This window comes from Pseudomonas taiwanensis DSM 21245 (assembly GCF_000425785.1).
Classification (GTDB): domain Bacteria; phylum Pseudomonadota; class Gammaproteobacteria; order Pseudomonadales; family Pseudomonadaceae; genus Aquipseudomonas; species Aquipseudomonas taiwanensis.
The window spans coordinates 33,814-59,699 of the sequence record NZ_AUEC01000014.1 but is presented as its reverse complement, the minus strand read 5'-3'; the positions used below and the strand labels follow the sequence as shown (position 1 = coordinate 59,699).

General features: G+C 62.8%; 20 protein-coding genes. 6 read left to right on the top strand and 14 right to left on the bottom strand.

The features are described 5' to 3' along the window. The first annotated feature begins 11 nt into the window (after positions 1-11). Positions 12-980 carry an endonuclease gene (locus H620_RS0105895; protein WP_023380621.1) on the top strand — a complete coding sequence of 323 codons (969 nt, stop codon included), beginning with the start codon at positions 12-14 and terminating at the stop codon, positions 978-980. A 57-nt stretch (positions 981-1,037) separates the two neighbouring features. Here the strand turns inward: H620_RS0105895 and H620_RS0105890 are convergent, their stop codons facing one another. Both H620_RS0105890 and H620_RS0105885 read right to left on the bottom strand, forming a co-directional pair. Further along, positions 1,038-1,418: a hypothetical protein gene (locus H620_RS0105890; RefSeq protein WP_371919381.1), complete on the bottom strand. Its 381-nt coding sequence runs from the start codon at positions 1,416-1,418 to the stop codon at positions 1,038-1,040. Positions 1,419-1,611: 193 nt separating this feature from the next. Beyond that, positions 1,612-2,769 (bottom strand): ATP-binding protein, encoded by a 1,158-nt coding sequence (locus H620_RS0105885; protein WP_023380623.1) that lies wholly within the window; start codon positions 2,767-2,769, stop codon positions 1,612-1,614. Positions 2,770-2,977: 208 nt separating this feature from the next. On the opposite strand from H620_RS0105885, the gene H620_RS27155 reads away from it, so the two are divergent. Continuing rightward, positions 2,978-3,145 (top strand): hypothetical protein, encoded by a 168-nt coding sequence (locus tag H620_RS27155; protein ID WP_167332793.1) that lies wholly within the window; start codon positions 2,978-2,980, stop codon positions 3,143-3,145. Here H620_RS27155 and H620_RS0105875 read toward each other — a convergent pair. Both H620_RS0105875 and H620_RS0105870 read right to left on the bottom strand, forming a co-directional pair. Further along, entirely contained in the window at positions 3,142-4,443 is a 1,302-nt protein-coding gene (locus H620_RS0105875; RefSeq protein ID WP_027906933.1) for an ATP-binding protein, read from the bottom strand. The genes H620_RS27155 and H620_RS0105875 overlap by 4 nt on opposite strands. Positions 4,444-4,449: 6 nt before the next feature. Further along, positions 4,450-5,151 (bottom strand): response regulator, encoded by a 702-nt coding sequence (locus H620_RS0105870; RefSeq protein WP_027906932.1) that lies wholly within the window; start codon positions 5,149-5,151, stop codon positions 4,450-4,452. 157 nt (positions 5,152-5,308) lie between these two features. Here H620_RS0105870 and H620_RS0105865 point away from each other — a divergent pair, with 157 nt between their 5' ends. The 3 genes from H620_RS0105865 to mobA all read left to right on the top strand — a co-directional run bounded on the left by H620_RS0105865 (position 5,309) and on the right by mobA (position 10,261). Then, positions 5,309-6,484, top strand: coding sequence for an efflux RND transporter periplasmic adaptor subunit (locus H620_RS0105865; protein ID WP_023380627.1), 1,176 nt, complete (start codon positions 5,309-5,311; stop codon positions 6,482-6,484). Between the two features lie 11 nt (positions 6,485-6,495). Further along, entirely contained in the window at positions 6,496-9,618 is a 3,123-nt protein-coding gene (locus H620_RS0105860; protein ID WP_027906931.1) for an efflux RND transporter permease subunit, read from the top strand. A 61-nt stretch (positions 9,619-9,679) separates the two neighbouring features. Next, positions 9,680-10,261: a molybdenum cofactor guanylyltransferase MobA gene (mobA, locus tag H620_RS0105855; protein ID WP_023380629.1), complete on the top strand. Its 582-nt coding sequence runs from the start codon at positions 9,680-9,682 to the stop codon at positions 10,259-10,261. 92 nt (positions 10,262-10,353) lie between these two features. Here the strand turns inward: mobA and H620_RS0105850 are convergent, their stop codons facing one another. The 5 genes from H620_RS0105850 to peaA all read right to left on the bottom strand — a co-directional run bounded on the left by H620_RS0105850 (position 10,354) and on the right by peaA (position 16,653). Further along, positions 10,354-12,027, bottom strand: coding sequence for a fatty acid CoA ligase family protein (locus tag H620_RS0105850; protein ID WP_027906930.1), 1,674 nt, complete (start codon positions 12,025-12,027; stop codon positions 10,354-10,356). Positions 12,028-12,129: 102 nt separating this feature from the next. Then, complete coding sequence (gene peaD / locus H620_RS0105845; protein ID WP_027906929.1) at positions 12,130-13,251, bottom strand: quinohemoprotein amine dehydrogenase subunit beta; 1,122 nt, start codon at positions 13,249-13,251, stop codon at positions 12,130-12,132. 31 nt (positions 13,252-13,282) lie between these two features. Then, entirely contained in the window at positions 13,283-13,606 is a 324-nt protein-coding gene (gene qhpC, locus H620_RS0105840) for a quinohemoprotein amine dehydrogenase subunit gamma (protein WP_023380631.1), read from the bottom strand. Position 13,607: 1 nt separating this feature from the next. Continuing rightward, positions 13,608-15,038 carry a quinohemoprotein amine dehydrogenase maturation protein gene (peaB, locus tag H620_RS0105835; protein WP_027906928.1) on the bottom strand — a complete coding sequence of 477 codons (1,431 nt, stop codon included), beginning with the start codon at positions 15,036-15,038 and terminating at the stop codon, positions 13,608-13,610. 49 nt (positions 15,039-15,087) lie between these two features. Beyond that, positions 15,088-16,653, bottom strand: coding sequence for a quinohemoprotein amine dehydrogenase subunit alpha (peaA, locus tag H620_RS0105830; protein WP_023380633.1), 1,566 nt, complete (start codon positions 16,651-16,653; stop codon positions 15,088-15,090). Between the two features lie 482 nt (positions 16,654-17,135). On the opposite strand from peaA, the gene H620_RS0105820 reads away from it, so the two are divergent. After that, entirely contained in the window at positions 17,136-18,629 is a 1,494-nt protein-coding gene (locus H620_RS0105820) for an aldehyde dehydrogenase family protein (RefSeq protein WP_027906927.1), read from the top strand. 383 nt (positions 18,630-19,012) lie between these two features. Here H620_RS0105820 and H620_RS26295 read toward each other — a convergent pair whose 3' ends face one another. From H620_RS26295 to H620_RS0105800, 5 genes are all read right to left on the bottom strand, one after another. Beyond that, entirely contained in the window at positions 19,013-19,918 is a 906-nt protein-coding gene (locus H620_RS26295; RefSeq protein ID WP_244880945.1) for an RHS repeat-associated core domain-containing protein, read from the bottom strand. A gap of 97 nt (positions 19,919-20,015) precedes the next feature. After that, positions 20,016-21,308, bottom strand: coding sequence for a flavin-dependent monooxygenase QhpG (gene qhpG / locus H620_RS0105815; protein ID WP_027906926.1), 1,293 nt, complete (start codon positions 21,306-21,308; stop codon positions 20,016-20,018). Further along, positions 21,301-21,978 (bottom strand): subtilisin-like serine protease QhpE, encoded by a 678-nt coding sequence (gene qhpE, locus H620_RS0105810; RefSeq protein WP_023380637.1) that lies wholly within the window; start codon positions 21,976-21,978, stop codon positions 21,301-21,303. Before qhpE ends, qhpG begins: the two co-directional genes overlap by 8 nt. Further along, positions 21,968-23,701: an ABC transporter ATP-binding protein gene (locus tag H620_RS0105805; RefSeq protein ID WP_023380638.1), complete on the bottom strand. Its 1,734-nt coding sequence runs from the start codon at positions 23,699-23,701 to the stop codon at positions 21,968-21,970. Before H620_RS0105805 ends, qhpE begins: the two co-directional genes overlap by 11 nt. Before the next feature lie 3 nt (positions 23,702-23,704). Next, positions 23,705-25,618, bottom strand: coding sequence for a sigma-54-dependent Fis family transcriptional regulator (locus H620_RS0105800; protein WP_027906925.1), 1,914 nt, complete (start codon positions 25,616-25,618; stop codon positions 23,705-23,707). Positions 25,619-25,886 lie beyond the last annotated feature (268 nt).

The window sequence follows — 25,886 nt, the reverse complement described above, 5'->3', positions numbered from 1 at the left end:
TACCGTGCGCCATGAAAAAACTGTTGTATGTCATAACCTTAGCCTTCTCTGCCATTCCCTGCGCCTTCGCTACTCCACCCGCAACGTTCACCGAAGCCAAAGTCATCGCCAAACAGCAGGTCTACCTTGACCAGGCCAACAGCGCCATGGGGGACCTGTACTGCGGCTGCAAGTGGACCTGGGTTGGTAAATCCGGCGGTCGCATCGATCCCGCCTCCTGCGGCTACGAAACCCGCAAGCAGAAAAACCGGGCCGAACGCACCGAATGGGAACACATCGTCCCGGCCTGGACCTTCGGCCATCAGCGCCAATGCTGGCAGAACGGTGGGCGCGAGCAGTGCGTGGACGAAGACCCTATTTTCCGCGCGATGGAGGCAGACCTGTTCAACCTCTATCCTGCCGTGGGGGAAGTGAATGGCGACCGCAGCAACTTCAACTACGGCATGGCCTCGGGCGTCGCCCCGCAATACGGTCAGTGCACGACCAAGATCGACTTCCAGCAGAAGGCCGCGGAACCCCGCGACGAAGTCAAAGGCCTGGTTGCCCGCACCACCTTCTACATGTTCGATCGCTACAAGCTGAGCATGTCGCGTCAGCAACAGCAGTTGCTGATGGCCTGGAACAAGCAGCACCCGGTGTCCGCCTGGGAAAAAGAACGCAACGCCCGCATCGCTCGGATCATGGGGCACTCCAACCCATTCGTGACCGGTGAGCGCACCTGGTCGCTCGGCTACAAGCCAGTGGGTGACGGTGTGGTCGCCGCCGTGGCGGCAAAAAGTGCCACGGCCAAGCCTGCCGAGCGTACCGTTGCCAGCAACGCGACTTCCGGTGCCGTGCTCGGCAACCGCAACAGCCATGTGTATCACCTTGCCACTGGTTGCCCCGGCTACTACCAGCTCTCCCAAAAGAACCAGGTCATGTTCGAGTCGGAATCCCAGGCTCAGGCTGCCGGGTATCGCAAAGCGGGCAATTGCAAGTAAACGTGCAAGACAGGGAGCTCCAAGGCTCCCTGCCCCTTCCCACGGCGATCAGACAACTCACGAGCACATCAGTGCTGCGTCCAACAACCTGCCCTTGTCGTACCAGGCATCGCGTTGATAAGCGGAATAGTGATGCTGCGTTCCAGACGGGCGAATCTCGACCAGGCCGGTGGACTGTCGTGGGTCCGTGCTTTCGAGGAACAGCGCCAGCGCATGGTTGTCTTCGCGCATGAATGCCTTCTCACCCGCAGGAAGCTCATCCCGTACGCATTTTATGAAGTCGGGCGGGCTTTTCAGCGTGGTCCCCGCCACATTGTCATGCCCCATCCGGATATCCGGGTCATGGGCGCACCCCGTCACCAGTAGGGCCGCAAACAGCGGTACCAGCGCATGACGGGTAATGGAAAGTGATGGACGAATGCTGGACGTGCGTTTCATGTGGCAATTCTCCGACGCGCCCCGATAGGAAAATCAACGTTCGGCGGATACAGCCCTTTTTTATTGTGGCGTCAGCAGGTCGACAGGCTCAACCTGCTCAGTCTAGCCCTGGGCATCCGCTGGCCATAGGCAGGTTCGCTATAGTCGTTATGAAGGTTCGTAGCTCAAGACCCCGCGCCGCCTTCGAGCGGGCTCATTCCAGACCTTCGAGCAGGCCATCGGCGCGAAGCACTTCGGCAATCACCGAGTCATCGACCGCGTACACGCCTCGCGAGGCTTTCCACACCAGTTTCTTCTGCTGTAGCGCGATCAGGGCCTGCTGCACGCCGGGAACCTCGACATGGACGTCACTCGCCTCGATGCCCGCCAGGGTCATGGCCTTGCCGTAAAGCACCATGGTCGGCGCTTCGAAGGGCGCGTAGTCATCGCCCTTGACGCTCATCACCCGAATCACCGCCGACTGGATCGGGGTCAGGCTGTGAATTACCTTCCTGAGGTTGGCGTTCAGCTCATCGGCCTGGGCGCGCACCCGTTCGGCAAAGCGTGCAGGAATCGCATCCGGCTCGATGACGAAGTCGAATCGGATCTCGTCGGCTGCCGCGCCCAGCAGTTCAGGACGATAACCACTCTCCTTGAACAGCTGGAACACCTGAGCAGGGTCCAGTGCTCCGGCAAGATCGACGTTGGCGCAGAACCAGTCGATGAAGTCCTGGTCCAGCGTTGGAAACTGCACCATCGAAGCGCCAAAGAATGCCTGGTCCTTGCTGTTGCGCAACATCGCCAGCTTGTCCCGATTCGAACCGGTGCAAACGATGCGCAGGCCGTAGTGCCTTGAGCTGTTGAGCTCGTCCCTCGCCGCCTTGAGCGCGAACAGTGCTGCCACGCCTTCGTCGGTGGTGATCGCATGTTGCGCTTCGTCGATGATCAGCACGATGATCTTCTTCGACTCATCGGAAAGTGCCACCAACGCTGCCGTCAGGTCGATGTCCTTGCCCAGGCCAATCTTGTCCAGGCTGAAGTTGAGGCCACCGACTACGACCTTCTCCATCCCCGACGACCGTGCCAGCCGTGTGATGAAACCCTCATTGCGCCCGACCGCTTCGCGTACCGCCTCGACGATGACCTGGCCAGGGTCTTTCTTCAGGTCTTTCCACAAGTCGGCGTACAGCACGATCGCCCCTGTCGCCTCCAAGGCAGGCCGCAGGTCTTCACGGGCGAAGGTGGACTTACCGGTACGCCGTGGCGCCGCCAGGAAAACGCCCGAGCTGGCAGCACTGCCCACCGCGACCTGCAAGATCAGTTTGGAAAGCCGCGCAGCCAGGGCGGGTCGGTGATAGAGGGTTTCGGTCATTCCGGTCCTTTGAGCGTCGGTTATAGGAAACTATAGAGCGATTATAGACAAATTATAGAAGCGCGATTTTACAGACGATTATAGGCCGACTATAGAACGCAGCGAAACGGAAAGAGAACATTTGTACCCCTCGATATTGGCGCTGCAAAATCGGATCCAACGCGTTAAGGTAGGGAACAGGGACGGACCAATCGCCACGGAGCTCGCCATGACCACCCTCTCACGCCTCAGTTTGTTGGTTTTAGTCCTCGGCATGGTCCTGGGCGACATCATCGTGGCCAGCGTGGGACTGGTTGGCCTGTGCGGCGCCGCCGTCTACTTCACCCTCAAGCAGGATGCTCAGGACCCGCCCACCTCACCCGGATTCCTCGCCTAGGAAGACGCCGGCAGACGAATCCTGAACTGCGCCCCCCCTAACGCCGACTGCGCCACGGTCAATGTCCCGCCCTGCCCCTCGATCGCCCTTCGGCTGATCGCCAGCCCCAAGCCAAACCCACCGGTGTTGCGGTCACGGCTGCGATCCAGGCGATAGAACGGCTGGAAGATGCGTTCGCGTTCTTCGGGCGGAATACCGATGCCATCATCCTCCACGGTCAGCAGGCAGGCCCCGTCCTCCTCCTGCCGCAAGCGCAGCAACAGGCTCTGGTCGCAATAACGCATGGCGTTGCGCACGAGGTTCTGCACTGCACGCGCGGTCAACCTCGGGTCGAGCACGAAGCGCGGCAACATGCCCTCTGCGCGCACTTCCCATTGGATACCACGGCCGTCCAGCTCCTCGGCAAAACCGCCCAGCACGCTGTCGACCAACTCCAGCAGCGACACCTCGACCCGCTCACGGGCCTGGTCGGCGTTGTACAAGCGGCTATAGGACAACAACTCAAGCACCAGCTCATCCAGCTCGCGCACATGCCCAACGAGTTCCAGCAGGCGTTTGCGACTGGCTGGCGGCACTTCATCGAACAGCAGCACGAGGCCGAAATCCAGGCGGGTCAGCGGCGTGCGCAGCTCATGGGAAACCGCGTTCAGCAGTTCACGTTGCTGATTCACATGCCGTTCCAGGTCACTGGCCATGGTGTCGAACACTCCCGCCAGTTCTCCGATGTTGGAATGCGGCGAAATGTGCGTGCGCTCGGCCATCTGCCCTTGGCCCAGACACCTTGCGGTCTCCTTGAGTCGCTCAAGGTCACGCCAGTGCGGCCACACCCACAGCAGCAGGCATCCCAGCATGGCCGCGCCAATCAACACGGTAACGCCCCAGGACAAGAGGTTGATGTCCAGCGGATCGGGCGGCGCATGCAAACGTACCAGCCAGTCATTGTTCAGCGGGGCCAAAACGGTCTCGTAGTAACCCCAATCGCCGATACGCACCGCATAAAGCCCTTGCGCCAGGCGCGCCTGTTCGTCGCGGCTCAAGCCCGCCTGGTCATTGCGCAGCAATTGGACCTGGAGCGGCTCGAACACCTTGGCCAGGTCCCGCTCCACCGTCGGCCACTGCTCGGACGGGGTCTGTTGGAACTGGCGGACGATCAAGGTCTGTACACCTTTGGCCTGCTCCAGGTTATAGGCCATGAAGCGGTCCTGGAACAGTCCGACGATGGCATCCGGAATCAACAGCAAGGCACCGGCGTAGGCGACGATGATCACTAGGTACAGGCGCACCAGGATTTTCAGCATGCGGGTTCAGCACTCCCACTCGACACGACTGAACAGGTATCCCTTGCCCCAAACGGTCTTGATCTTGCGCGCTTCGCCGGCATTGTCGTCGAACTTGCGACGCAGCTTGGAAATGGCGACGTCCACCGAGCGATCGGTGCCGTTGAATTCGATACCCCGCAGTTCCTGCAGAATGCGATCGCGGCTCAGCACCTCGCCGGCACTGCGCGCCAACACCACCAGCAGGTTGTACTCGCCGCTCGACAGTTCCACTTCTTCGCCCCGCCACGTCACCGCGCGTTCGGCCAGGTCGATGCGCAAACTCCCCACCTGGATCAGATCACTTTCCAGGCGCGGCTCGTTGACGCTGCTACGGCGCAACAGGGTGCGCACGCGGGCCAGCAATACCCTGGGCTCGCAGGGCTTGGTGACATAGTCGTCCGCGCCCATCTCCAACCCCAAGACCTGATCGTGACTGTCATCACGGGCGGTGAGCATCAGAATGGGCAGGCTCTGCGAGGCCTGGCGCAGCAAGCGACACACCTGCAGGCCATCGAGGCCCGGCAGCATCAGGTCGAGTATCACCAGGTCGGGCCTTTGTTGATGGAATGCGTCCAGGACATGGTCGCCACGGGCAATCACCTGCACATGGTAGTCGTTTCGTTGGAGGTAGCTGGCAATCAGCTCGGACAACGCGCTGTCGTCTTCGACCAGAAGAAGGTTTGGCATACGCACTTTGATACATAACAAGAGGCAGGCAGGATATAGAATCCTACGCTGCGTCAGGGCCATTCTTCACACTTTTTCACACTCGCCCTACAGCTGGTAACAGGCAGCCAGCCCGCGGCTGCCTTAGGATACGCACGCTCATCATCGGAAGATCGGTATGCCTATTTCTTTCCCTTCGCGCCTGCGCCCCATGGCGCTTCTGGCGCTTGTCACCCTGACTCTGGCCGGATGCGACGACAGCTCGCAACCCAATGAACAAACACCCAAGCCCCAGGTGCGCGTGGAAACCGTGCAGCTGCAGCCTCTGGCAGTCAGCACCGAGCTGAGCGGCCGGCTGCTCGCCCCGCGCACCGCCGAAGTTCGCGCCCGGGTGGCGGGCGTGGTGCTCAAGCGTGTGTACCGCGAGGGCAGCGACGTCAAGCAAGGCGATGTGCTGTTCCTGATCGACCCGGCACCGTTCAAGGCTGACCATGACAGCGCCCGCGCTACCCTGGCCAAGGCCCAGGCTACCTTGTACCAGGCCCGGCTGCAGGAGCAACGCTACCGCGAGCTGGTCGACGACAAGGCCGTCAGTCGCCAGGAGTACGACAATGCGCGCGCGGCGTTCCTGCAAGCCGATGCGGCGGTCGCCGAAGCCAAGGCGGCGCTCGAGCGGGCACGCCTGAACCTGGGTTACGCCACGGTCACCGCCCCTATCTCGGGGCGCATTGGCCGAGCGCTCGTCACCGAGGGCGCACTGGTCGGGCAGAACGAGACCACGCCCCTGGCGACCATCCAGCAATTGGACCCGATCCATGCCGACGTCACCCAGTCGACCCGCGAACTCAACGCCCTGCGCCGCGCCTTGCGGGCAGGCGAGCTGCAACAGGCAGGTGATGGCCAGGCCCGTGCCACGTTGATCCAGGACGACGGCAGCGCCTACCCGCTGCCGGGGAAGTTGCTGTTCTCCGACATCAGTGTCGATCCGAGCACCAACCAGATCACCCTACGCAGCGAGTTCCCCAACCCGGATCTCGACCTGCTGCCGGGCAGCTACGTGCGCGTTCGCCTCGAACAGGCGCTGCAACCCAAGGGTATCAGTGTCCCGCAACGGGCCATCCTGCGTGACAGTGCCGGGGTACCGAAGGTGCTGGTGGTCGACCAACGGTCCCAGGTCAGCGAGCGCCAAGTCGCGCTGGGCAACGCCCAAGGTGACCGCTGGGTGGTCAGCGAAGGCCTGGCCCCTGGTGAGCGCGTGGTCATCGAAGGGCTGCAACACATCAAGGCCGGCGACCAGGTGCAAGTCGACGCCCCCCAGGGTGCCCAGCCCGTTGCCCAACACCTCGGCCAGTGAGGGCCTGATCCATGCCGCAGTTCTTCATTGACCGCCCCATCTTCGCCTGGGTGGTGGCGCTGTTCATTCTTTTGGCCGGAGCGCTGTCGATTGTGCAGTTGCCGGTGGCCCAGTACCCCAACGTGGCGCCACCGCAGGTCGAGATCTACGCCGTCTATCCCGGCGCTTCCGCGGCGACCATGGACGAGAGCGTGGTCAGCCTGATCGAGCAAGAGCTCAACGGTGCCGACAACCTGCTTTACTTCGAGTCGCAAAGCAGCCTGGGCAGTGCCACCATCACCACCACCTTCGAGCCCGGCACCCATCCGGACATGGCCCAGGTCGACGTGCAGAATCGGCTCAAGGTCGTCGAGTCGCGCCTGCCCCGCCCCGTCACCCAACAGGGCCTGCAAGTGGAGAAGGTCTCCACCGGCTTCCTGTTGCTCGCGACCCTCACCTCCGAGGACGGCAGCCTGGATGAGACCGCTCTGTCCGACATCCTGGCGCGCAATGTGATGAACGAGATCCGTCGCCTCAAGGGTGTCGGCAAGGCGCAGTTGTATGGCTCCGAACGGGCCATGCGCATCTGGATCGACCCGGCCAAGCTGATCGGCTACCAGCTCACGCCCAATGACGTCGCCGCCGCCATCGCCGCGCAGAACGCCCAGGTCGCGCCTGGCAGCATCGGCGACCTGCCCGCCCGTGGCACACAGGAGATCACCGCCAATGTGGTGGTCAAGGGCCAGCTGAGCACGCCGGAAGAATTCGCCGGCATCGTGCTGCGTGCCAATACTGACGGCTCCAGCGTGACCATCGGCGACGTCGCCCGGGTTGAGATCGGTGCTCAAGAATACCAGTACGGCACTCGCCTGAACGGCAAGCCAGCTACGGCCTTCAGCGTACAGCTCGCCCCCGGCGCCAACGCCATGGAGACTGCCGATCTGGTGCGGGCAAAAATGCAGGAGCTGTCACGCTACTTCCCCGAAGGGGTCCGGTACGACATCCCCTATGACACCTCGCCGTTCGTCAAAGTGTCGATCAAGCAAGTGATCAACACCCTGTTCGAGGCCATGCTGCTGGTGTTCGCAGTCATGTTCCTGTTCCTGCAGAACCTGCGCTACACCCTAATCCCAACCTTGGTGGTGCCAGTGGCGCTGATGGGTACCTTTGCCGTGATGCTGGCGATGGGCTTCTCGGTCAATGTGCTGACTTTGTTCGGAATGGTATTGGCCATCGGTATCCTGGTGGACGATGCCATCGTGGTGGTGGAGAACGTCGAGCGCATCATGGCTGAAGAAGGTCTTGAGCCCAGGGCGGCGACGCGCAAGGCCATGGGCCAGATCAGCGGCGCTATCGTCGGTATCACCCTGGTGCTGGTGGCGGTGTTCCTGCCGATGGCCTTCATGAAAGGCTCGGTCGGGGTGATCTACCAGCAGTTCTCGGTGTCCATGGCGGTGTCGATCCTGTTCTCGGCATTCCTGGCACTGAGCCTCACACCGGCCCTGTGCGCGACACTGCTCAAACCGGTGGCCAAGGGCGGGCATCATGAGCGCAAGGGGTTCTTCGGATGGTTCAATCGTCGCTTCGAAGCGACAAGCGAAGGCTACCAACGCTGGGTAATGGCGGCGCTCAAACGCAGCGGCCGTTATCTGCTGGTCTATGGCGCGCTGCTGGCGGTTCTGGGTTATGGTTTCAGCCAATTGCCCACCGCATTCCTGCCCACCGAAGACCAGGGCTACACCATTACCGACATTCAGTTGCCACCCGGTGCCAGCCGCATGCGCACCGAGCAGGTGGCAGCGCAGATCGAAGCCCACAACGCTCAGGAGCCAGGGGTGGGCAACACCACGGTGATCCTCGGCTTCAGCTTCTCAGGTAGCGGGCAGAATGCCGCGCTAGCCTTCACCACGCTCAAGGACTGGTCCGAGCGAGGGAGTGACGACAGCGCCCAGTCGATTGCCGACCGTGCAACCGTGGCCTTCAGCCAGATCAAGGACGCGATCGCTTTCTCGGTGCTGCCACCGCCCATCGATGGCCTGGGCGAGTCGACGGGTTTCGAGTTCCGCCTGCAGGACCGAGGTGGCATCGGTCATGGCGAGCTGATGGCAGCCCGTGACCAGTTGCTGGCCGGCGCAGCCAAGAGCAAGGTGCTGACCAATGTCCGCGAGTCATCGCTGGCTGAAAGCCCACAAGTGCAACTGGAAATCGACCGCCGCCAGGCCAATGCCCTGGGTGTGTCGTTTGCCGACATTGGCTCGGTATTGGATACCGCAGTGGGTTCCAACTACGTCAACGACTTCCCCAACCAGGGGCGCATGCAACGCGTGGTGGTACAGGCCGAAGGCGACCGGCGCAGTCAGGTGCAAGACCTGCTGAACATCCATGTGCGCAACAGCAGCGGCAAGATGGTACCTCTGGCTGCCTTCGTCCAGGCCAGGTGGGTCAGCGGACCCGTGCAACTGACCCGCTACAACGGTTACCCGGCGGTATCGATCTCAGGCGAACCGGCGGCCGGTTACAGCTCGGGTGAAGCGATGGCTGAAATCGAGCGCCTGGTAGCCCAGTTGCCCGTGGGTACGGGTCTGGAATGGACCGGCCTGTCGCTGCAGGAGCGTCTGTCCGGCAGCCAGGCCCCCTTGCTGATGGGGTTATCGTTGCTGGTGGTGTTCCTGTGCCTGGCCGCACTGTACGAAAGCTGGTCGATCCCCACCGCGGTGTTGCTGGTGGTGCCGCTGGGTGTGCTAGGGGCGGTGCTGGCGGTGACCCTGCGCGGCATGCCCAACGACGTGTTCTTCAAGGTCGGCTTGATCACCCTGATCGGTTTGTCGGCCAAAAATGCCATCCTGATCATCGAGTTCGCCAAGAGCCTGGTCGACCAGGGGCATGATGCCGTCGACGCTGCGGTTCAGGCTGCCCGTCTGCGCTTGCGCCCCATCGTCATGACCTCCCTGGCGTTCATCCTCGGCGTGGTGCCCCTGGCCATCGCCACCGGCGCCAGCTCGGCCAGTCAGCAGGCCATCGGCACCGGAGTGATCGGCGGCATGCTCAGTGCCACCCTGGCGGTGGTGTTCGTGCCGGTGTTCTTCGTGGTGGTGATGCGTCTGGCCGGGCGCGGCAGCGCCATCCAGGGCAAGCTGTTGACCGACGAAACCTGACTGGACAAGCAGCCCGTTGAATGAGAGGGTTCCCGGCATCGACTGCCCGGAACCCTTTTTCATGCCAGACGCACTGCCCCCCTGCTCCATCCTCATCCTCGCCGGCGGCCGTGGCCAACGCATGGGCGGCCGCGACAAGGGCCTGGTCGACTGGCAGGGCGAACCGCTGGTGGCGCATGTGCAGCGCGTGGTACGGCCTCTCAGCGATGACCTGGTGATTTCCTGCAATCGCAATCAGGACACCTACCGGGCCTATGCCAACCAACTGGTTGGCGATGCAGACCCGGATTTCCCCGGCCCCCTGGCCGGGGTGATCGCTGGGCTTGCAAAGGCACGTCATGAGTGGGTGGTGGTGCTGGCCTGCGACGCGCCGCTGGTCGACCAGGCACTGATCGACGACCTGCGCAAATTGGCCGTGCAGCATGACCGCTGCGCGATGGTTCGCCAGGGTGGGTTCTGGCAGCCAATGTTCAGCGTCCTGCCGCGCCGGGTATTACCCTTGCTCGAACAAGCCTGGGCAGCAGGTGAGCGGAGTTTGCAGAGAGCGCTGATGCGCCAGTCGATTGAAGGGCTGGACTGCGCGGAAGAGGATCCAAGGTTGAGCAACTTCAACAGCCCGAATCTGCTGAAGCGGACTTTGTAGGAGCGGGCTCGCCAGCGATCACCGGCCAAGCCGGTGCCACACGGCAACCCCGGTTTCCACAAGCCCCACGCCAGAGCGCAAACTGCACGGACTCACTCCAGCGCCAATTCCTCGACACTGATCTCACGCATCCTGAACTTCTGCACCTTACCGGTGACCGTCATCGGAAACTCATCGACGAAGCGGAAGTACCTGGGCACCTTGAAGTGGGCAATCCGCGCCCTCGCCCATTCGCGTAACTCGTCTTCGGTGGCCATATGCCCTGGATGCAACCGCACCCAGGCAACGATCTCTTCACCATACTTCTTGCACGGGACCCCGATCACCTGCACATCGGCAACCGCTGGGTGGGTGAAGAAAAACTCCTCCAGCTCACGCGGGTAGATGTTCTCTCCCCCGCGAATGATCATGTCCTTGCTGCGCCCGACGATCCGCACGTAGCCCTGCTCGTCCATCACCGCCAGGTCACCCGTGTGCATCCAGCCCTCGGCGTCGATGCTCTCGGCAGTGGCCTTGGGGTTGTTCCAGTAACCCAGCATCACACTGTAGCCACGGGTGCATAGCTCGCCGATCTCACCACGGGGCAAGGTGCTGCCCTCGGCATCGATGATCTTGTTCTCCAGCCTCGGCTGGGTGCGCCCGACACTGGTCACCCGCCGTTCCAGATCGTCATCGGCGCCAGTCTGCAGCGACACCGGGCTGGTCTCGGTCATGCCGTAGGCGATCTGCACTTCGGCCATGTGCATCTGGTCGATTACCCGACGCATTACCTCGATCGGGCAAGTGGCCCCAGCCATGATGCCGGTACGCAGGCTCGACAGATCGAATTCGCCGCGCTGTGGGTGGTCGAGTTCGGCGATGAACATGGTGGGTACACCGTACAGTGCGGTGGCCTTTTCTTCCGCCACTGCCCGCAGCGTAGCCAGGGGGTCGAAGGCGTCGTTGGGGTAGATCAGGGCACTGCCATGGGTCATGCAGCCGAGGTTGGCCATGACCATGCCAAAACAGTGATACAAAGGCACCGGCACCACCAGGCGGTCGTGTTCGGTCAGGCCCAGGCTTTCACCGACCATGTAGCCATTGTTGAGAATGTTGCGGTGGCTGAGCGTGGCGCCTTTGGGGAAGCCTGTGGTGCCAGAGGTGTACTGGATATTGATCGGGTCGTTGCACTGCAATTGCGCCTGCCGCTCGGCCAAGGCTTCGCGGCTGATGGCTTCGGCGCGGGCTTGCAGGTCATGCCAGGCCAGGAAACCTGGAGGCGGCGACAGCGCCAGGCTCACGACACCGCGCAGGTTGGGAAAGCGCTCGCAGATCAGCGCACCCGGCTGCCCATGGGAAAGGCCCGGGATCAGGCCCTGCAGCATGGCGTGGTAATCGGATGTCTTGAAGGCGTCCGCGCAGATTACCCAACGGCAGCCAGACTGGCCCAGGGCGTAGTCCAGTTCATTGGAGCGATAGGCCGGATTGATATTGACCAGAATGGCACCGACCCTGGCGCTGGCGAACTGAGTGATGCACCATTCGGCGCAATTGGGCGCCCAGATGCCCAAGCGATCGCCAGGTTGCACACCAAGGGCCATGAGCGCGCGGGCATGCTGATCGACCGCGTCAGCCAGCTGTTGCCAGGTGTAGCGCAGGGCCTGGTGGCGGACCACGAGTGCCTCGCGATCGGGGAAGCGGGCGACGGTGGCGTCGAAGGCGTCGCCGATGCATTGGTCGAGCAGGGCCTTGTCCGGGTTGCCCTGTGAGTAGCTTGGCTGGGGCATGGGCAGTTCTCTTGTTGTTCTTGTAATGACGGGACCGGCGCTTTCGCAGGCAAGCCGGCTCGTGCAGGGGAGCGATGCAGGAGCCGGCGTGGCGACGCCGGTTTAACGGACGAACACCTGAGGCGTGGTGGTGGACATGTCGCCACCGGGCAACTTGATGTTCTTCACCTTTTCCAGGGTTTGCGGGTTGAACACCGCCAGATCGTTGAAGGTGCCGCCCAGGTACAACTTGTCGCCCTTTTTGTCGAAGGTCACGCAATAGTAAGTGTGGTCCAGATTCGCCGCCTTGATCAGCTTGCGCTGCTTGATGTCGTACTTGGCCAGGCGGTTGAGCACGCCGTACATCTGGTTCGGGTCTTTCGGCGAGCGTAAGCCGGTGAAGTACAGCTCCGTCAGGTCGGCGAACTCAGCGGTATGACGCTTGCCCGTCTTCAAGTCCACGCTCAGGTAGCCATACAGCAACTCCGCGGTGTTGGGGTCCTGCTTCTCATCCTTGAACTTGGCGATGGTGTACAGCATCGAGAACTCATGCCGGGCGCTTTGGTGCGGCCAGAAATACAGCACGTCCGGAGCGCTGTAGCCCTTGCGGTTCCAATTGCGCAGCGGCAACGCCACTTCGTACTTGCCCGTGTTGACATCCATCTTGTAGAGGTCCGGCCCGGCCACGAACAGGCTGCCATCGTCGGCGGTGCGCATCAGGTAGACCTGGCGTGGCATCGGGAAGGTGCGCACGGGCTTGGCCTCCAGGCCATCAGCTGTACGGAATACCTCAAGGCGCGGCGGCTTGACCACGTAGTGGTCGTTCAGGCGCTGCGTCGGGTTGACCGTGGCATACACCTCTTTGCCGTCAGGGCTGATGGCGAACGAGTACATCGATTTGCCGACTTCGCCCGGCACGCTGGATAGGTTGGCGTGGAAGGTGGTCTTGCAGGTGTCCAGGTCGATGCCGTAGATGTCGGCAAAATGGTTGTTCAGCACGTAGGCGGTGCGGTTGTCCGGTGCCATCATCGCGGTGCCTGGGCCGAAGGCGTCAGGCATGCGGCAGCTCTTGTAGAGTGTGTCGCTGGCGACATCCACCACATGCAGGTTGTTCGGGTAGTTGGTGGCGATCAGGTATTCATGGCCAGCCTTCAAGGCGGGGCCGGTGTCTTCGGCCTGGGCTGCCCAGGCGCAGGTCATAGCGGCGATGGTGAGCGCGAGTTGCGCGCAGCGTCCAGCTTTCATGCGGTTTCCCCTTGTCATTCTTGTTGGACCGTCACTTGTCTTTCGGGAACACGGTGCCGAGGTTCCGCCAGTCTTCCTGGGAGTTGCTCGCCTGGGCGTTCCAGTCCTGGTAGGTGCTCATCATGTCCGGCACCTGGGCGGGCCACCAGCAAGGGTCGGAACAGCCATACAGGTCGGCTTCCATGGGCTGGCACAGCGAGCTCACGCCGCCAAAGGCGTCCACTTCCCAGCCCGGGTCGGTGGTGGCGGTGCAGCCGGCCACCGCGCTCATGGCCATGACTTCTTCGACGCGGTCTTCGGCGGCAGCCTGTTCGAGAATCCGTGCCTTGTTGTTCAGGGGCTTCAAATGCTTCATGTCAGTGCGCCTTCCGCGGAGTGATGTAGCGGTCGATGAAGGCCGGGTTGACGGCCATGATGCGGCTGTAGACCTCGATGCCGAAGTCGACCCAGTCACGCATCAGCTCGCAGTAGTGATAGGTCGGGTGCTGCGGGTCGCCGTAGCGGGCATAGCTTTCGTGGTAGCAACCGCCGGAGCACAGGTTGCGGATACGGCAGCTGTCGCAGCCCGTGTTGCTGCGGTCCAGACGTTGGGAGAGGAAGTCGTTGAGCTGCGCCTGCTTCACCCCCTGGTGCACATTACCAAAGGTCGGCAGGCTGGAGCCGGTGAAGCGGTGGCACAGGTTCAGCTCGCCTTCGTGGTCGACGGCCAGCATCTTCAACCCGGCGCCGCACGGCAGTGCCTTCTTGTGGCCTTCGTGGATGTCCGTAATCAGTTGGTGCAGGTTGGAGAAGCCGATGTTGCGATGCGCCAGTGCCGCCTCAAGGTAGCGTCGACCCAGTGCCTTCATGTTGGCGAAGACCTCCACCAGTTCGTCACTGGTCAGGTTGAAGCTTGCCATGTCTCCGGAGGTGACCGGCGCAAAACCGACTTCGGCGAAACCCAGCTCGTTGAACAGGTGGTTCCAGATCGTCTCGACGTCGGTGATGCCACGGGTCAAGGTCACCCGCGCACCCACCGGGCGGCTGTGGTAACGCGACAGCAGCATGTCGACCTTGCGTCGCACCACGTCGTAGGTACCCTGCCCGCCCACGGTGATGCGGTTACGGTCGTGCACGGTCTTTGGCCCGTCGATGCTCACCGACAGACCAAAGCGGTGGGCGTTGAGCCAGTCGACGATCTCTTCGGTCAGCAAGGTGGCGTTGGTGGTCATGATGAACTCCACCTGCTTGCCGGCCTCGGCGAAGCGCCGCTCGCAGTAGCCCACCATGTGCTCGATCAATGGCCTGTTGGACAGCGGCTCACCGCCAAAGAACACCACGCTGTAGCGCTCTTCGTTGGGCGATTCCGTGAGCAGCATTTCCACCGAGGCCTCGGCGGTGGCCGTGCTCATCTTCTTCCCAGCCGAGGGTTTGTCCAAGTCTTCCTTGTAGCAGTAGGTGCAACTTAGATTGCAACCGGTGTTGACATTCAGTACCACAGTGTTCAGCGCCGTGCGCTCGACCTGCTTGAGGGCGATCTCCGGGGTCAGCGGCGAGCCGTCGCTGACCACTTCCAGGGCGATCAACTCCCGTAGGGTCTCTTCGATATCCTGCCCGGCGAACTGCTGGCCAAGCCGCTGCATCAGCTCTTCGGCCGAGCAGCCTCGTTGGCGCAAGGCATCGATGATGCCGCCAGTCACCGCATCCGCGGTGAACAAAGAGCTGCTGGGAATGTGAAACAACATACGGTCGGCATCGACCTGCACTTCGTGCAGGTTGCGTTCGACCAGGTTCAGTAGTGCGCCCATGGCAACCTCCCGATAATCGATCCGTTGGAATACGCGTCCGCCACAGCCCTTAAGGCAACGGCGGGTTGTTCCAGCGTTGTACGGTGACGATCAGGTGGCCTTCGCCCTGCTGGCCGCCATCTTCGAGTTGGGCGATGACCTTCAGGTTGCCGGCGTTATTGGTCATCATCTTGCGCGCAGGGTTGGGGCCTGCGCCTCCCGGCACGAACACACCGTCAGCCTGCATGGTGCCGGCGAACTTCACGTCTTCGTCCTCGATCGCGCGTTCGTTGAACGGCTCGACCTTCCACTTCGCCGGCAGGTAGCCGATGCGCAGCGGCTGGCCACTGGCGTCCTTGCCCCAGGCCTCGGCCTCGAAGCGCCCCTGAACCTTGGGCACCGAAGCGCCGTTCTCGCCGATACGGGCAATGGAAAACGCCGGCACGACCTTCACTTCGTCGACCTTGTCGTAAACCGCCAGGCTTGCGCCCTTGAGCGCACCCACGGTCACTTCGCGCTGGCCAGGCGTGGCATCGGCCGCGGCTCGCGCCTTGACTCGAACCCACGTTGGAGTCGACTCCAGCACCTCGGTCACCTGTACACCTGCGCCAAGGTCCGGCTTGCCAGCAAGGTCACTGCCTACCAGGGTGACTTCCTGTTCGGTACCGGCCTTGATGAAGGCCGGCTGCACGGCCAGCAGACGCGCCTTGCCCGCCTGGGCGGCACTGAAGTCCAGGCCGCGCTCGTCGTGTTCGGCCTCGAACATGCGGCCTTTCATTTCGCCATCCAGCGCCGCGAACACCTGACGCAGGTGGCTGTCACCGACCTTTACGTTGCCGCGCCATTCGTAGCCGTTGTAGAGGATCGCCGAGCCGCTGCCATTGAACGGCGTGCCATCGGCGTAGGCGCCTTTGACGTCGACCTTGAAGGTGTCACCTTGGTCGGGGGTGACCGTCATCACGCCGCGTACATCACCTTTGGCCAACATATGGCCGCTAAACGCCCATTGTCCCTGAAGCGTATCGGCTTTGGGCTTGGCCTTTTCCCATGCCGCATAAGCGGGGCTCTCAAGCGGGAAGCGCTTGGCCAGGTCTGGCACCACTTGCTTGAGGGCGATTTCCAGCCACTCGCGGTCACGGGCCTGGGCCTGGTATTCCAAGGACGGCCATTGTCCGAGGTGGAAGTTGACCAAGTGCTCCCATTCCTGGGCGGGACGACGTTGCAAGGCCACCCGGGCACCGGAGTGGCAGCGACCGCAGGTCTGGCTCAGTTGTTCGTCGAAGTGCTCGACGGTGTTGAGCCGGCGTTCCATGGCATAGCGCACGCCGTCGGTTTCACTCGGGGCGAGGCCCTGCTTGTCGGCCAGGTACTTGACCAGGGTGCGGCGATCGTCATCGCTGATCTGCAGGCCGTGCATGACTTGCATGCGGGCGATACTCATCAGCCAGCCTTCCGGAGTCTTGCGCTGGTGGCTGATGCGACTGTAGGTGTCGTTGCCTTCGGGGATATGGCACCCCATGCACTTGTTCTGTAACAGGCTCGGGCCCTGCTCGGCCGCCATGGCCTGGGTGCTCAGCAGTGCGGCGGCAACCAGTGCCAGCTTACCCGCATGCCGCCGGAGTCGAGTCGTCTTCAAGGTCAGACCTCCACGGTGTTTTTCTTATGGTTTTCGCACGCTTTGGTACAACAGGTGTGCATGTATCGGTTGCGATACAGAAACTATGCCAGGTCACGCAAAAACGTTGAATTTCAGGCAGTTGGACAGTTTGCACGGCCAACTCGAGGGATTGCCGCCTGAAGCGCAGCGTGCCATTTCGCGACACGGTGTTTCATCCTGAGACAGGGCCTGGCGGGCGGGGCGCGCGCGATCCCAGCCCGCGGCCACGAGTCCAAGGGCCAGTCAGGTACCTGCGAGCGCGCACTTGCTCGGGCAAGCGCTCGACAGTCACTGTTTCACAACCGTCTCACAGCGTCTCAATGTGCAACAGCGCAACGGCGCACCCCCTCGCGTGCAGCGCGACAAACCCTAGGCATTTCAGGCCCTTGCGCACACGGGGCGAGCTTGGCACGGCCATTGCGCCAGTGCCCGTCACATCCAATGACAAGAGGCTCAGCCCCATGCTTTGCGAACTGCCCATCCTGCCTGCTACCCGCGCCTTCCTCGAACGCAAGCTGAAGATGCGCATCGGCGCCGACTGGCAGGACGCCGCCAGTGGCCAGACGCTTTCCTTTCGCAACCCGGCCACCGGGGAAATCCTAGGCGAAGTGCCAGCCGCCGATGCTACCAACGTCGACCGTGCCGTGCAGGCCGCCCGCCAGGCCTTCGATGATTCGCCATGGAGCCGCATGCGCCCGCGCGAGCGTCAGAACCTGCTGTGGCGCCTGGCCGACCTGATGGAGCGCGACGCGCAGCAACTGGCCGAGCTTGAATGCCTGAACAACGGCAAGAGCGCGGTGGTTGCCAAGGTGATGGACGTGCAATTGGCCATCGACTTCCTGCGCTACATGGCTGGCTGGGCTACCAAGATAGAGGGTAGTACCGTCGAGGCGTCCATGCCGCTGATGCCCAACGATCAGTTTCATGGCTTCATCCGCCGCGAAGCAGTGGGCGTGGTCGGTGCCATCGTTGCCTGGAACTTCCCGCTTTTGCTGGCCTGCTGGAAGCTCGGCCCAGCCCTGGCTACCGGCTGCACCGTGGTGCTCAAGCCTGCCGACGAAACGCCGCTGACTGCCCTGAAACTCGCAGAGTTGGTGGATGAAGCTGGCTATCCTGCTGGTGTGTTCAACGTCGTAACCGGCACCGGCCTGAATGCCGGCGCCGCCCTTAGCCGACACCCTGGCGTGGACAAGCTGACCTTCACCGGCTCGACCGAGGTGGGCAAGCTGATCGGCAAGGCGGCCATGGACAACATGACCCGCGTCACCCTAGAGCTCGGCGGCAAGTCACCCACCATCGTCATGCCCGATGCCGACCTGCAGGAAGCCGCCGCTGGCGCTGCCACCGCGATCTTCTTCAACCAAGGCCAGGTGTGCTGCGCCGGTTCGCGGCTGTACGTGCACCGCAAGTACTTCGACAACGTGGTGGCCGACATCGCCGGAATAGCCAACGGCATGAAACTTGGCAATGGTCTGGACCCGGCGGTACAGATGGGCCCGCTGATCTCCGCCAAGCAACAGGACCGGGTCACCGGCTATATCGAACTGGGCCGTGAACTGGGTGCGACCATCGCCTGCGGCGGTGAAGGTTTCGGGCCGGGCTACTTCGTCAAGCCGACCGTGATCGTCGATGTGGACCAGCGCCACCGCCTGGTGCAGGAAGAAATATTCGGCCCGGTGCTGGTCGCCATGCCGTTCGATGACCTGGATGAGGTGATCGCCATGGCCAACGACAACCCTTACGGCCTGGGGGCGAGCATCTGGTCCAACGACCTGGGCGCGGTGCACCGGATGATTCCGCGGATCAAGTCTGGCTCGGTGTGGGTCAACTGCCACAGCGCGCTGGACCCGGCGCTGCCGTTTGGCGGCTACAAGATGTCCGGCGTCGGCCGAGAGATGGGCGCGGCAGCGATCGAGCATTACACAGAGCTGAAGTCTGTGTTGATCAAGCTCTGACCGTTCCTGTGCCGGCCCTTTCGCGGTGCTCCTCGAAAGGGCCGGCACAACCACCCCCAAAAATAACGACAAAAACAGGGAGCACACCCTTGGGCACACTCTCGCCTGCGTCCTCGCCCTGGTGGTCACCGCACCCACCCAGGCCAACGAGCTGTACAACCAAAACGGCACGCCGTCAGGCCGTCGAATACGTGACCCAGGGCAAAACTGACGGGCGTTTGGTTAGGCTCTGTACGAAAAGCCTTGAAAGCCGGTGATGCTGCGCGAAAACAGGGCGGGGAGATAGCGGCGCCTACATGAAGTTATTCACCGCTTATTGCTTCTAACTTGAAATGCGAGGCTGCCGTAAAGGGCCATGACCTGCGCGGAACAATTAACGCGCTTCATCGATTGTCTCTTGCGCGATAAGCAGCAATTGATACCCGGGCCCACTGCTCAAAAACTCTTACACTACGCTCACGCCCCTCAGGCGTTGCTGCAGCGGCGAGTTGTAGCAATTCAGCTCTGCGGACAGGTACTACGAAACTTTCCAGCCTCAACTGGCGAGCAATGAAGATGGAAACGATAGCCTGAGCTCGCTCTGTGGAATCCGGTCTCACTGCACCATTCTCTCGAAGAAAGGCCATAATATCACCTGTCATTTGCCGCTCTTCAGGTGCAAAGCGTTCCACCAGGCGATTGAGATTGCCTATTGTGGATGCGGCCGATTGCTGAACGGCTCTAGCTTGCACCTGTCGCTGTACAGGTTCGCCGTTGCGCATAGGATTGACAAACGCGATTTGCCGGGGAGGCGGTGAATTTTGCCTCTGCGGGCGTTCCCCGCTCTCCCGTGCAAGTATCCTGTCTACCATAATTTTAGACTTAATATTCCCGCTCGGATCCGTAAAGTTGATCGGATCATCACCACAGTACGCATATGTATTTATGCCACCCAAGCCGAAGGGGCTGTAGGTGTCAGGAGACAAGAAGCGCATAAGCGTCGAGCTGTATAATCTTTTTCCGTTCCCTAAAAGATCACACGCCGTCATTGAGTCACGGACCTGGCCATTGAATGCCAGTATGGCCCCATGCTTTAACACATCAAAATGGCCATAAGGGGCGTACACGACTGCGCGTGCTTCATGCATGATCGAGTTTGTGGCGCTGGTAGAAAGTAACAGGGTCTTGTCAAGCGCACCCGCCCACTGCTCAGCAAGGGGGGAAGAATCACTTCGAAAGATTACGCTAATCTGGCCAATGGAACCGATAGCCGAGAGCCGGCCACCTTGGTAAAAACAGTGCTTTTTCATAACGGTTCTCGAAAGATCGGTGTCATATCTGAGCATTGCGAGACCGCTGTCCACAACTGGTAGTTCTGATAGTTTTCCGCGGTATTCCCCAGAAAGGTCAAATGAACCCCTGCTCCCATAGCCAGCGCCTCACCCTGGTCTGCTGCTGATCAGGGTGGCCTTGCAACACGCTCTCAAGTGGTTGGCCAGCCTGCAACGCACTGACCACCGGCGCTAACTCAATCCCCTGCAAATGCCACACCCCCAATGGCTGATCCGCCGTTACCACCACCTCGGTTTCGTCCACCAGCCCATCACGCAGCACTGGCCGCCGTTCGACCCGCACTGCATGCCAGTCTGCCGCCATGTGCAAAGGCTGCGCATCCGGCCAATCTTGCCGCTGAAGCCAGAACGGTTGCCCTGCGCGCCCCTGCTCTTGCCTGTAGAAATCCCGTCCGATCCGGGCAAAGCGCAAGAACAGCTGCTCGACCCGCTGCTGGTGAAACTGCCGCGCCAATCCTGCGCGCTCAGGCTTGCGCAACAATGTATTGATGACCACCGGCGCCTGAAACGCCGAGGACAGTGACTGGAAAATCCCGTTACCCGACAGTGGGTCAACGGCCATCGCTGCATCGCCCACCCGCACCCAATCTTGACCAACACATGCGCCAGCCAGAATCGCGGTACTGCTACGTGCATGCACCGGTGCCGGAACCAGCGCCTGGACATCGAACAGTTCGGCCACCAGCGCGCTGTGGGACCGCCGCGCCACGCAGTATTCCGCCAATCCGGCCTTGCCTGGCAGGCCGGCCGCGTCAAGGGTGACTTGCCAGTAACAGCGGCCATCCTCTAACCGCGCCATCCACGCCCAGCCATCCTCCAGGCTCTCCACCGCCGACGCAGGCGCCCCTGGGCTGCCTTGCCAGACATTGAGCAGGCTGACCGTCTCCGGTCCGCGCAGCCGGTCCGGGGCCAGTGGAGCCTGACGGCCTCGCGCTTCGACGAGGAAATCAGCCATCAGTACCTGCCCATCGTCCAGACGCACCTGGTGACCGCCCTCATGCGCGACTTCGCGCACCCGCCCCTCGACCACACGCACGCCAGCACGCTGAAGGTCGTCGCGCAGCGCCCGGTCAAAACGCTGTCGATCCAGCAAGAACTCCTGGTTCGTTTGCAGGTGCTGGCCGTTCCAGAGCACCTGTCGGGCTGCGGGCATGGCGGCCTGGCGCAAGGCCCCGCCCAAACCTGCATGTCGCAAGCCGTCCAGCACCCGCTGCGAAACCCCTTCAACTGCTGCGAAACGGCGCCAATCTGACACCACCATCACGGCATAGCCCAGCCGCCGCAGGCCTATGGCCGTGGCGGCACCCGCAGGGCCGGCACCCAGCACCACAATGCGCGGTTCAGGCATGGCCCAGACCTCGTCGCTCGGGGCCGGCATACGCTGCATTGCTGCGCAGCCAGTCGTAAATCTGCTGGCGATCCATGCTCGGTTCGTCGCGCAACAAAGCTGCAATCCTACCGCTCAAGGCCGCGCAGCCCAGGCTCGCGCCCGCCCTGCCGCCCGCGCCCACGTAACCGCCAAAGTCCGCCTGCCGCGTACCCAGCCACGACCACTGACCCGGAGCGCAGCGGGCATCGCCGGTTACCCGAATCACCCCGCTGTAGCTGGCCGGGTACACCGCCCCGCCCTGCGCCGGGCTGGATGCGCATAACAGCACCCCCGCCGCCAACGCTTCAGCGCAGGCCTGGTGTAGCACCGGGCGGTCTTGTTGCAGGCCCAGGCTGAGGTTGACCAGCGTCACGCCTGCCTCCACCAGCCACAGCAACGCAGCAGCCACCTGCAAGGCACTGGTGCTGGCCTGGCTAGCGAATACCTGGGCCAGCAACAGGGGCACCGGCCCGGCCTCGCCCTGCAAAGCGGCAACCACCTCACTACCGTGCCCTAGCTGGTCCGGCAACATCTCACCTTCACGCAACTGGCCGTCCTCCAGCCAGAACCGCCGCCCTTGCAGCAAGTAGCTGGCCTGGTGAGGCGAGCAACCGCTGTCAATCACGCCAACCCGCACGTCAGTGGCCATGCTTGATCACCTCCTGAGGCAGCACCTGCAACTGGCCGTCATCCAGGTACAGGTGCAGGTCAGCATCGGCCAGGGTCGAAGCACGGTGACTGATCAGGATGCGTGTGCGGCCGGCGAACAGCTGGTCGATGGCCGCGATCACTTCGCGCTCGGTGGCTTCGTCCACCGCCGATGTGGCCTCGTCCAGCACCAGGATCGCCGGCGCCTGCAGCACCGCGCGGGCGATGGCAATGCGTTGTTTCTGCCCGCCGGACAGCTGCTGGCCACGCTCCCCCAGCAGGCCGTCCAGGCCCAGCGGCAGGCTGTCGACCAGGCTGTCCAGCCGCGCCAGGCGCACCACCCGCTCCAGTTCCTCGCGGCTGGCCTCGGGCACGCCGTAGGCCAGGTTCTGTGCCAGGGTGCCGCGGAACAACACGATATCCTGGCTGACCACAGCAATGCGTCGGCGTAGCGCGGCCAAGTCCAGATCGCGCAGGTCGGTGCCGTCCAGCAGGATGCGCCCGGTGTCCGGATCGTAGAAGCGCTGCAACAGGTCGATCAGGGTCGACTTGCCGACCCCTGAGGCGCCGCTGATGGCCACTTTCAGCCCACCCGGCAGGTACACCTGCACGTTGTTCAGCACCGCGCCCTGGCGCCCTTCATGGGCAAAACTCACCCCCTCGAGGCGCAAGTCGCCCGGGCCGTCAGGCATCGGCCGCGGGTCGGCCACCGGTCGCACGGCCACGGACTCCTGCTTCAACTCCATGACCCGCCCCAGGCTCACCGCCATGCGCTGCACCGCCACGTACAGGCCCAGCAGGCTCTGCACCGGCCCTACCGCCATGCCCATGTAGGTGGAAAAGGCGATCAGTGCACCCAACTGCCAGGTACCCTGGATCACCCACCAGCCGCCGACCAGGAACGCACAAGCGCGGCACCAGGAGGTCAGCGTGCCGGGAATGGCCTGGGTGAAGAATTCGGTCACCTGCACCTTGAGTAGCTGGCGCATGTAGCCCTGGCCCAGCTGGTCCAGGCGCCCCGCCTCGCGGCCTTGCTGGCCGGCTGCCTGGATGAACTTCATCGCCGGCAGGGTCTCGACCAGAAACGACGACACATCCGCCGAGCGTTCGCGCAGGTTGCGTACTTCGCGCTCCACCTTGCGCCGCATCCAGCGCAGCCAGAGCACTTCGATGGGCACCAGCAACGCCAGCAGCAGCGACAGTTGCCACGACAGCATCAGCATCAACGCCACCGCGCCTACCAGGCCGATCACCGCCGATACCGCCGAAAACAGCGAATCCACGGCAAAGCGCTGGATTTCCGCCACATCGCCATCCAGCCGCGAAAGGATGTCACCTATGCGCCGCCGTCCGTAGAACGTCGGCGACAGCTGCTGCAGGTGGCGGTAAAGGTCATCGCGCAGGGCAAACAGGATGCGCCCCGACAAGCGCGTATGCAGGTAGCGGTTGACCCCGGCCAGCACGGTGCCCAGCAGCCCCGCAGCGATCATGATCGCCGCCATGTGCCAGAGGGTCTGGTAATCCTTGGCCAACAGGCCTTCGTCGATCAGGGTCTTGACCAGCCAGGGCTGCGCCAGGGCCAGCAGCGATGCCCCCAGGGACAGCCCCAGCAACACCGCGATGGCACGTCCGTGTGGCCGCACGAAACCATACAGCCAGGCTAACGCCTGGCGCATGAGCACCGGGTCGCTGGACTCCACCAGCCTTGCGAACAATCGCCCCATGATTCAGCCGCGCAACTGCTTGAGCTTGCGGTACAACGTCGCCCGGCTGATGCCCAGCGCTTCAGCGGCAGCCGAAACGTTGCCGTGGTGCCGGGCCAAGGCGCCGCGGATCAATTCCAGCTCGTTGTCCTTCAGGCTGCCCGACGGTGCGCCGCCCGTTGCGAGCTCATCGAGCAGGCAGTCGGTGAGGTGATCGAGGGTCAGCACCTGTTCACCCTCCTCGCGCATGGCCAGTGCGGTGCGCACGACCATTTCCAATTGGCGGATGTTGCCTGGCCAGTCGAAACCTTCAAGCAGCGCAGCCAGCGCCGGGTCGAGGCTGACGCCCTTGGCGCCGGCCTTGTGCAGCAGGGCTTCGATGATCCTGGCCAGGTCATCGCGCTCGCGTAGCGCTGGCAAGCGCAGTGACACGCCATTGACCCGGTAGTAAAGGTCTTCGCGAAAATGCTGCTCCTGCACCAAGCGCTTGAGGTCGCGGTGGGTCGCACAGATCAGCGCGACGTCGATCTCTTGCTCATCGCCCGCACCCAGCGGCGCCACCCGGCGCTCTTGCAAGACGCGCAGCAGACGAGCCTGCAAGGCCACCGGCATATCACCGATTTCGTCGAGGAACAACGTGCCGCCGTGGGCCTGCATCAACCGTCCGACCATGCCGCCTCGGCGCGAGCCGGTAAAAGCGCCCTCGCGGTAGCCGAACAGCTCCGACTCGATCAAACCCTCGGGAATGGCGGCGCAGTTGACCGCCACGAATGGCTTGTCGGCCCGGGGGCTCGCCTGGTGCAGTGCGCAAGCCACCACCTCCTTGCCGGTGCCGGTTTCGCCCAACAGCAGCACCGGCAGACCATTGCCCAAACCCTGGCGCGCCATGCGCAGGTTGCGCGCCAGGCGCGGGTCGCCACCGGCCAATGACTCCAGCGCCTGCGAGCGGGCGGCCGGTGCAGGTTTGTTCGTCGCCACGCTGCCATTGAGGTGCCCATGTCGCGGCAACTGCAAGGCACGGAAAAAGAACTCACCCTTGGCGGTCTGTACGCTGCTCACCCCACCCTGCCACAGGCGCGCGATGAAGGCTGGCGAACGCTCCCCCAGCAGGTCGCTACTGCGCCGGCCGATCAGTCCCTGGCGCGGCAACTGCAGCAGCTGGCAGGCGTTGTCGTTGGCCGCCAGTACTTCGCCGTCCAGACTCAGCGCCAACAAGCCATGCCAGGCGCTGTTGAGGTATTGCGGACGGCTGTGGAAGGCCAGGACAAGGTGTTCGGGGTGGCACAGGCCGAACATTCGGCTTTCGATGTTGCCTGCCGCCAGCATCAGGGTCGACAAGCTGTCCTGTGGCTGGGCCATGACCCCCTCGCGGGTGATGTCGAGCACACCGATCACCTCGCCACGCGGGTCACGCAGCGGGACCGAGGTGCAGGAAAACGGGCTGAGTCGGTCCAGGTAGTGTTCGCCGCAATTGATCAAGGTCGGACGGCCCTCCACCACGGCGGTGCCGATGGCGTTGGTGCCGCGCAATGACTCGCTCCAGCAGCTGCCTGGGTGCAGGTCGCGCAGTCCTTCGCGCTGGAGCACATGCTTCTGGCCTTCGATGGCCAGCACATTGGCCTGGGCATCGCCGAGGATGATGATGCCAGCTTTGCCCTGGCGGGATACCAGGTAATCCAGTTCAGGAGTGACCGCGTCCAGCAACAAGCGATTGCGTTCGAGCAGTGCCTGCAGGTCGTGGCCGTGTTCAAGGCCCAGGCCGACTTGTTCGCCCTGTAGGCAATCGAGGCCATGGCCAAGGCTGCGCCGCCAGGAAGCGTCGATTTCGTCGCGCAGCATGCCCAGTGGCAACTCGCCTTCGCTGGCCAGCTTCAAACGGGCCTGGCGGGATTCGTGAAGCGTGTCCTGGGCGTTTGTTATGGGTATGTGTCGCGCCATCTTTTGCTCCAGCTGTTCCCCCTGCCGGGGGTCGCATGCTTGGTATTTTTTCCGCAGTGTGCGGGAGAAATTTCTGGGCGTCGAGGTGATTGTCTTTAGGAGGGCGGTGGGGTATGGATCGAGCGCCGCCCGCGCGGCGCATCGCGAGCAAGGCTCGCTCCTACATCGGTTTCGGGCCAGTAACGCCAGTGTACGACTCGATAGTGCGCCATGCGCAAATCCCGCAGAACTCATTGGACCGAAACAGACGTAGGAGCGAGCCTTGCTC

Bases quoted from the DNA above. Each gene is read 5' to 3' on its own strand.
- H620_RS0105895 (WP_023380621.1), top strand. From the start codon at position 12: ATGAAAAAACTGTTGTATGTCATAACCTTAGCCTTCTCTGCCATTCCC.
- H620_RS0105890 (WP_371919381.1), bottom strand. From the start codon at position 1,418: ATGAAACGCACGTCCAGCATTCGTCCATCACTTTCCATTACCCGTCAT.
- H620_RS0105885 (WP_023380623.1), bottom strand. From the start codon at position 2,769: ATGACCGAAACCCTCTATCACCGACCCGCCCTGGCTGCGCGGCTTTCC.
- H620_RS27155 (WP_167332793.1), top strand. From the start codon at position 2,978: ATGACCACCCTCTCACGCCTCAGTTTGTTGGTTTTAGTCCTCGGCATG.
- H620_RS0105875 (WP_027906933.1), bottom strand. From the start codon at position 4,443: ATGCTGAAAATCCTGGTGCGCCTGTACCTAGTGATCATCGTCGCCTAC.
- H620_RS0105870 (WP_027906932.1), bottom strand. From the start codon at position 5,151: ATGCCAAACCTTCTTCTGGTCGAAGACGACAGCGCGTTGTCCGAGCTG.
- H620_RS0105865 (WP_023380627.1), top strand. From the start codon at position 5,309: ATGCCTATTTCTTTCCCTTCGCGCCTGCGCCCCATGGCGCTTCTGGCG.
- H620_RS0105860 (WP_027906931.1), top strand. From the start codon at position 6,496: ATGCCGCAGTTCTTCATTGACCGCCCCATCTTCGCCTGGGTGGTGGCG.
- mobA (WP_023380629.1), top strand. From the start codon at position 9,680: ATGCCAGACGCACTGCCCCCCTGCTCCATCCTCATCCTCGCCGGCGGC.
- H620_RS0105850 (WP_027906930.1), bottom strand. From the start codon at position 12,027: ATGCCCCAGCCAAGCTACTCACAGGGCAACCCGGACAAGGCCCTGCTC.
- peaD (WP_027906929.1), bottom strand. From the start codon at position 13,251: ATGAAAGCTGGACGCTGCGCGCAACTCGCGCTCACCATCGCCGCTATG.
- qhpC (WP_023380631.1), bottom strand. From the start codon at position 13,606: ATGAAGCATTTGAAGCCCCTGAACAACAAGGCACGGATTCTCGAACAG.
- peaB (WP_027906928.1), bottom strand. From the start codon at position 15,038: ATGGGCGCACTACTGAACCTGGTCGAACGCAACCTGCACGAAGTGCAG.
- H620_RS0105820 (WP_027906927.1), top strand. From the start codon at position 17,136: ATGCTTTGCGAACTGCCCATCCTGCCTGCTACCCGCGCCTTCCTCGAA.
- H620_RS26295 (WP_244880945.1), bottom strand. From the start codon at position 19,918: ATGAAAAAGCACTGTTTTTACCAAGGTGGCCGGCTCTCGGCTATCGGT.
- qhpG (WP_027906926.1), bottom strand. From the start codon at position 21,308: ATGCCTGAACCGCGCATTGTGGTGCTGGGTGCCGGCCCTGCGGGTGCC.
- qhpE (WP_023380637.1), bottom strand. From the start codon at position 21,978: ATGGCCACTGACGTGCGGGTTGGCGTGATTGACAGCGGTTGCTCGCCT.
- H620_RS0105805 (WP_023380638.1), bottom strand. From the start codon at position 23,701: ATGGGGCGATTGTTCGCAAGGCTGGTGGAGTCCAGCGACCCGGTGCTC.
- H620_RS0105800 (WP_027906925.1), bottom strand. From the start codon at position 25,618: ATGGCGCGACACATACCCATAACAAACGCCCAGGACACGCTTCACGAA.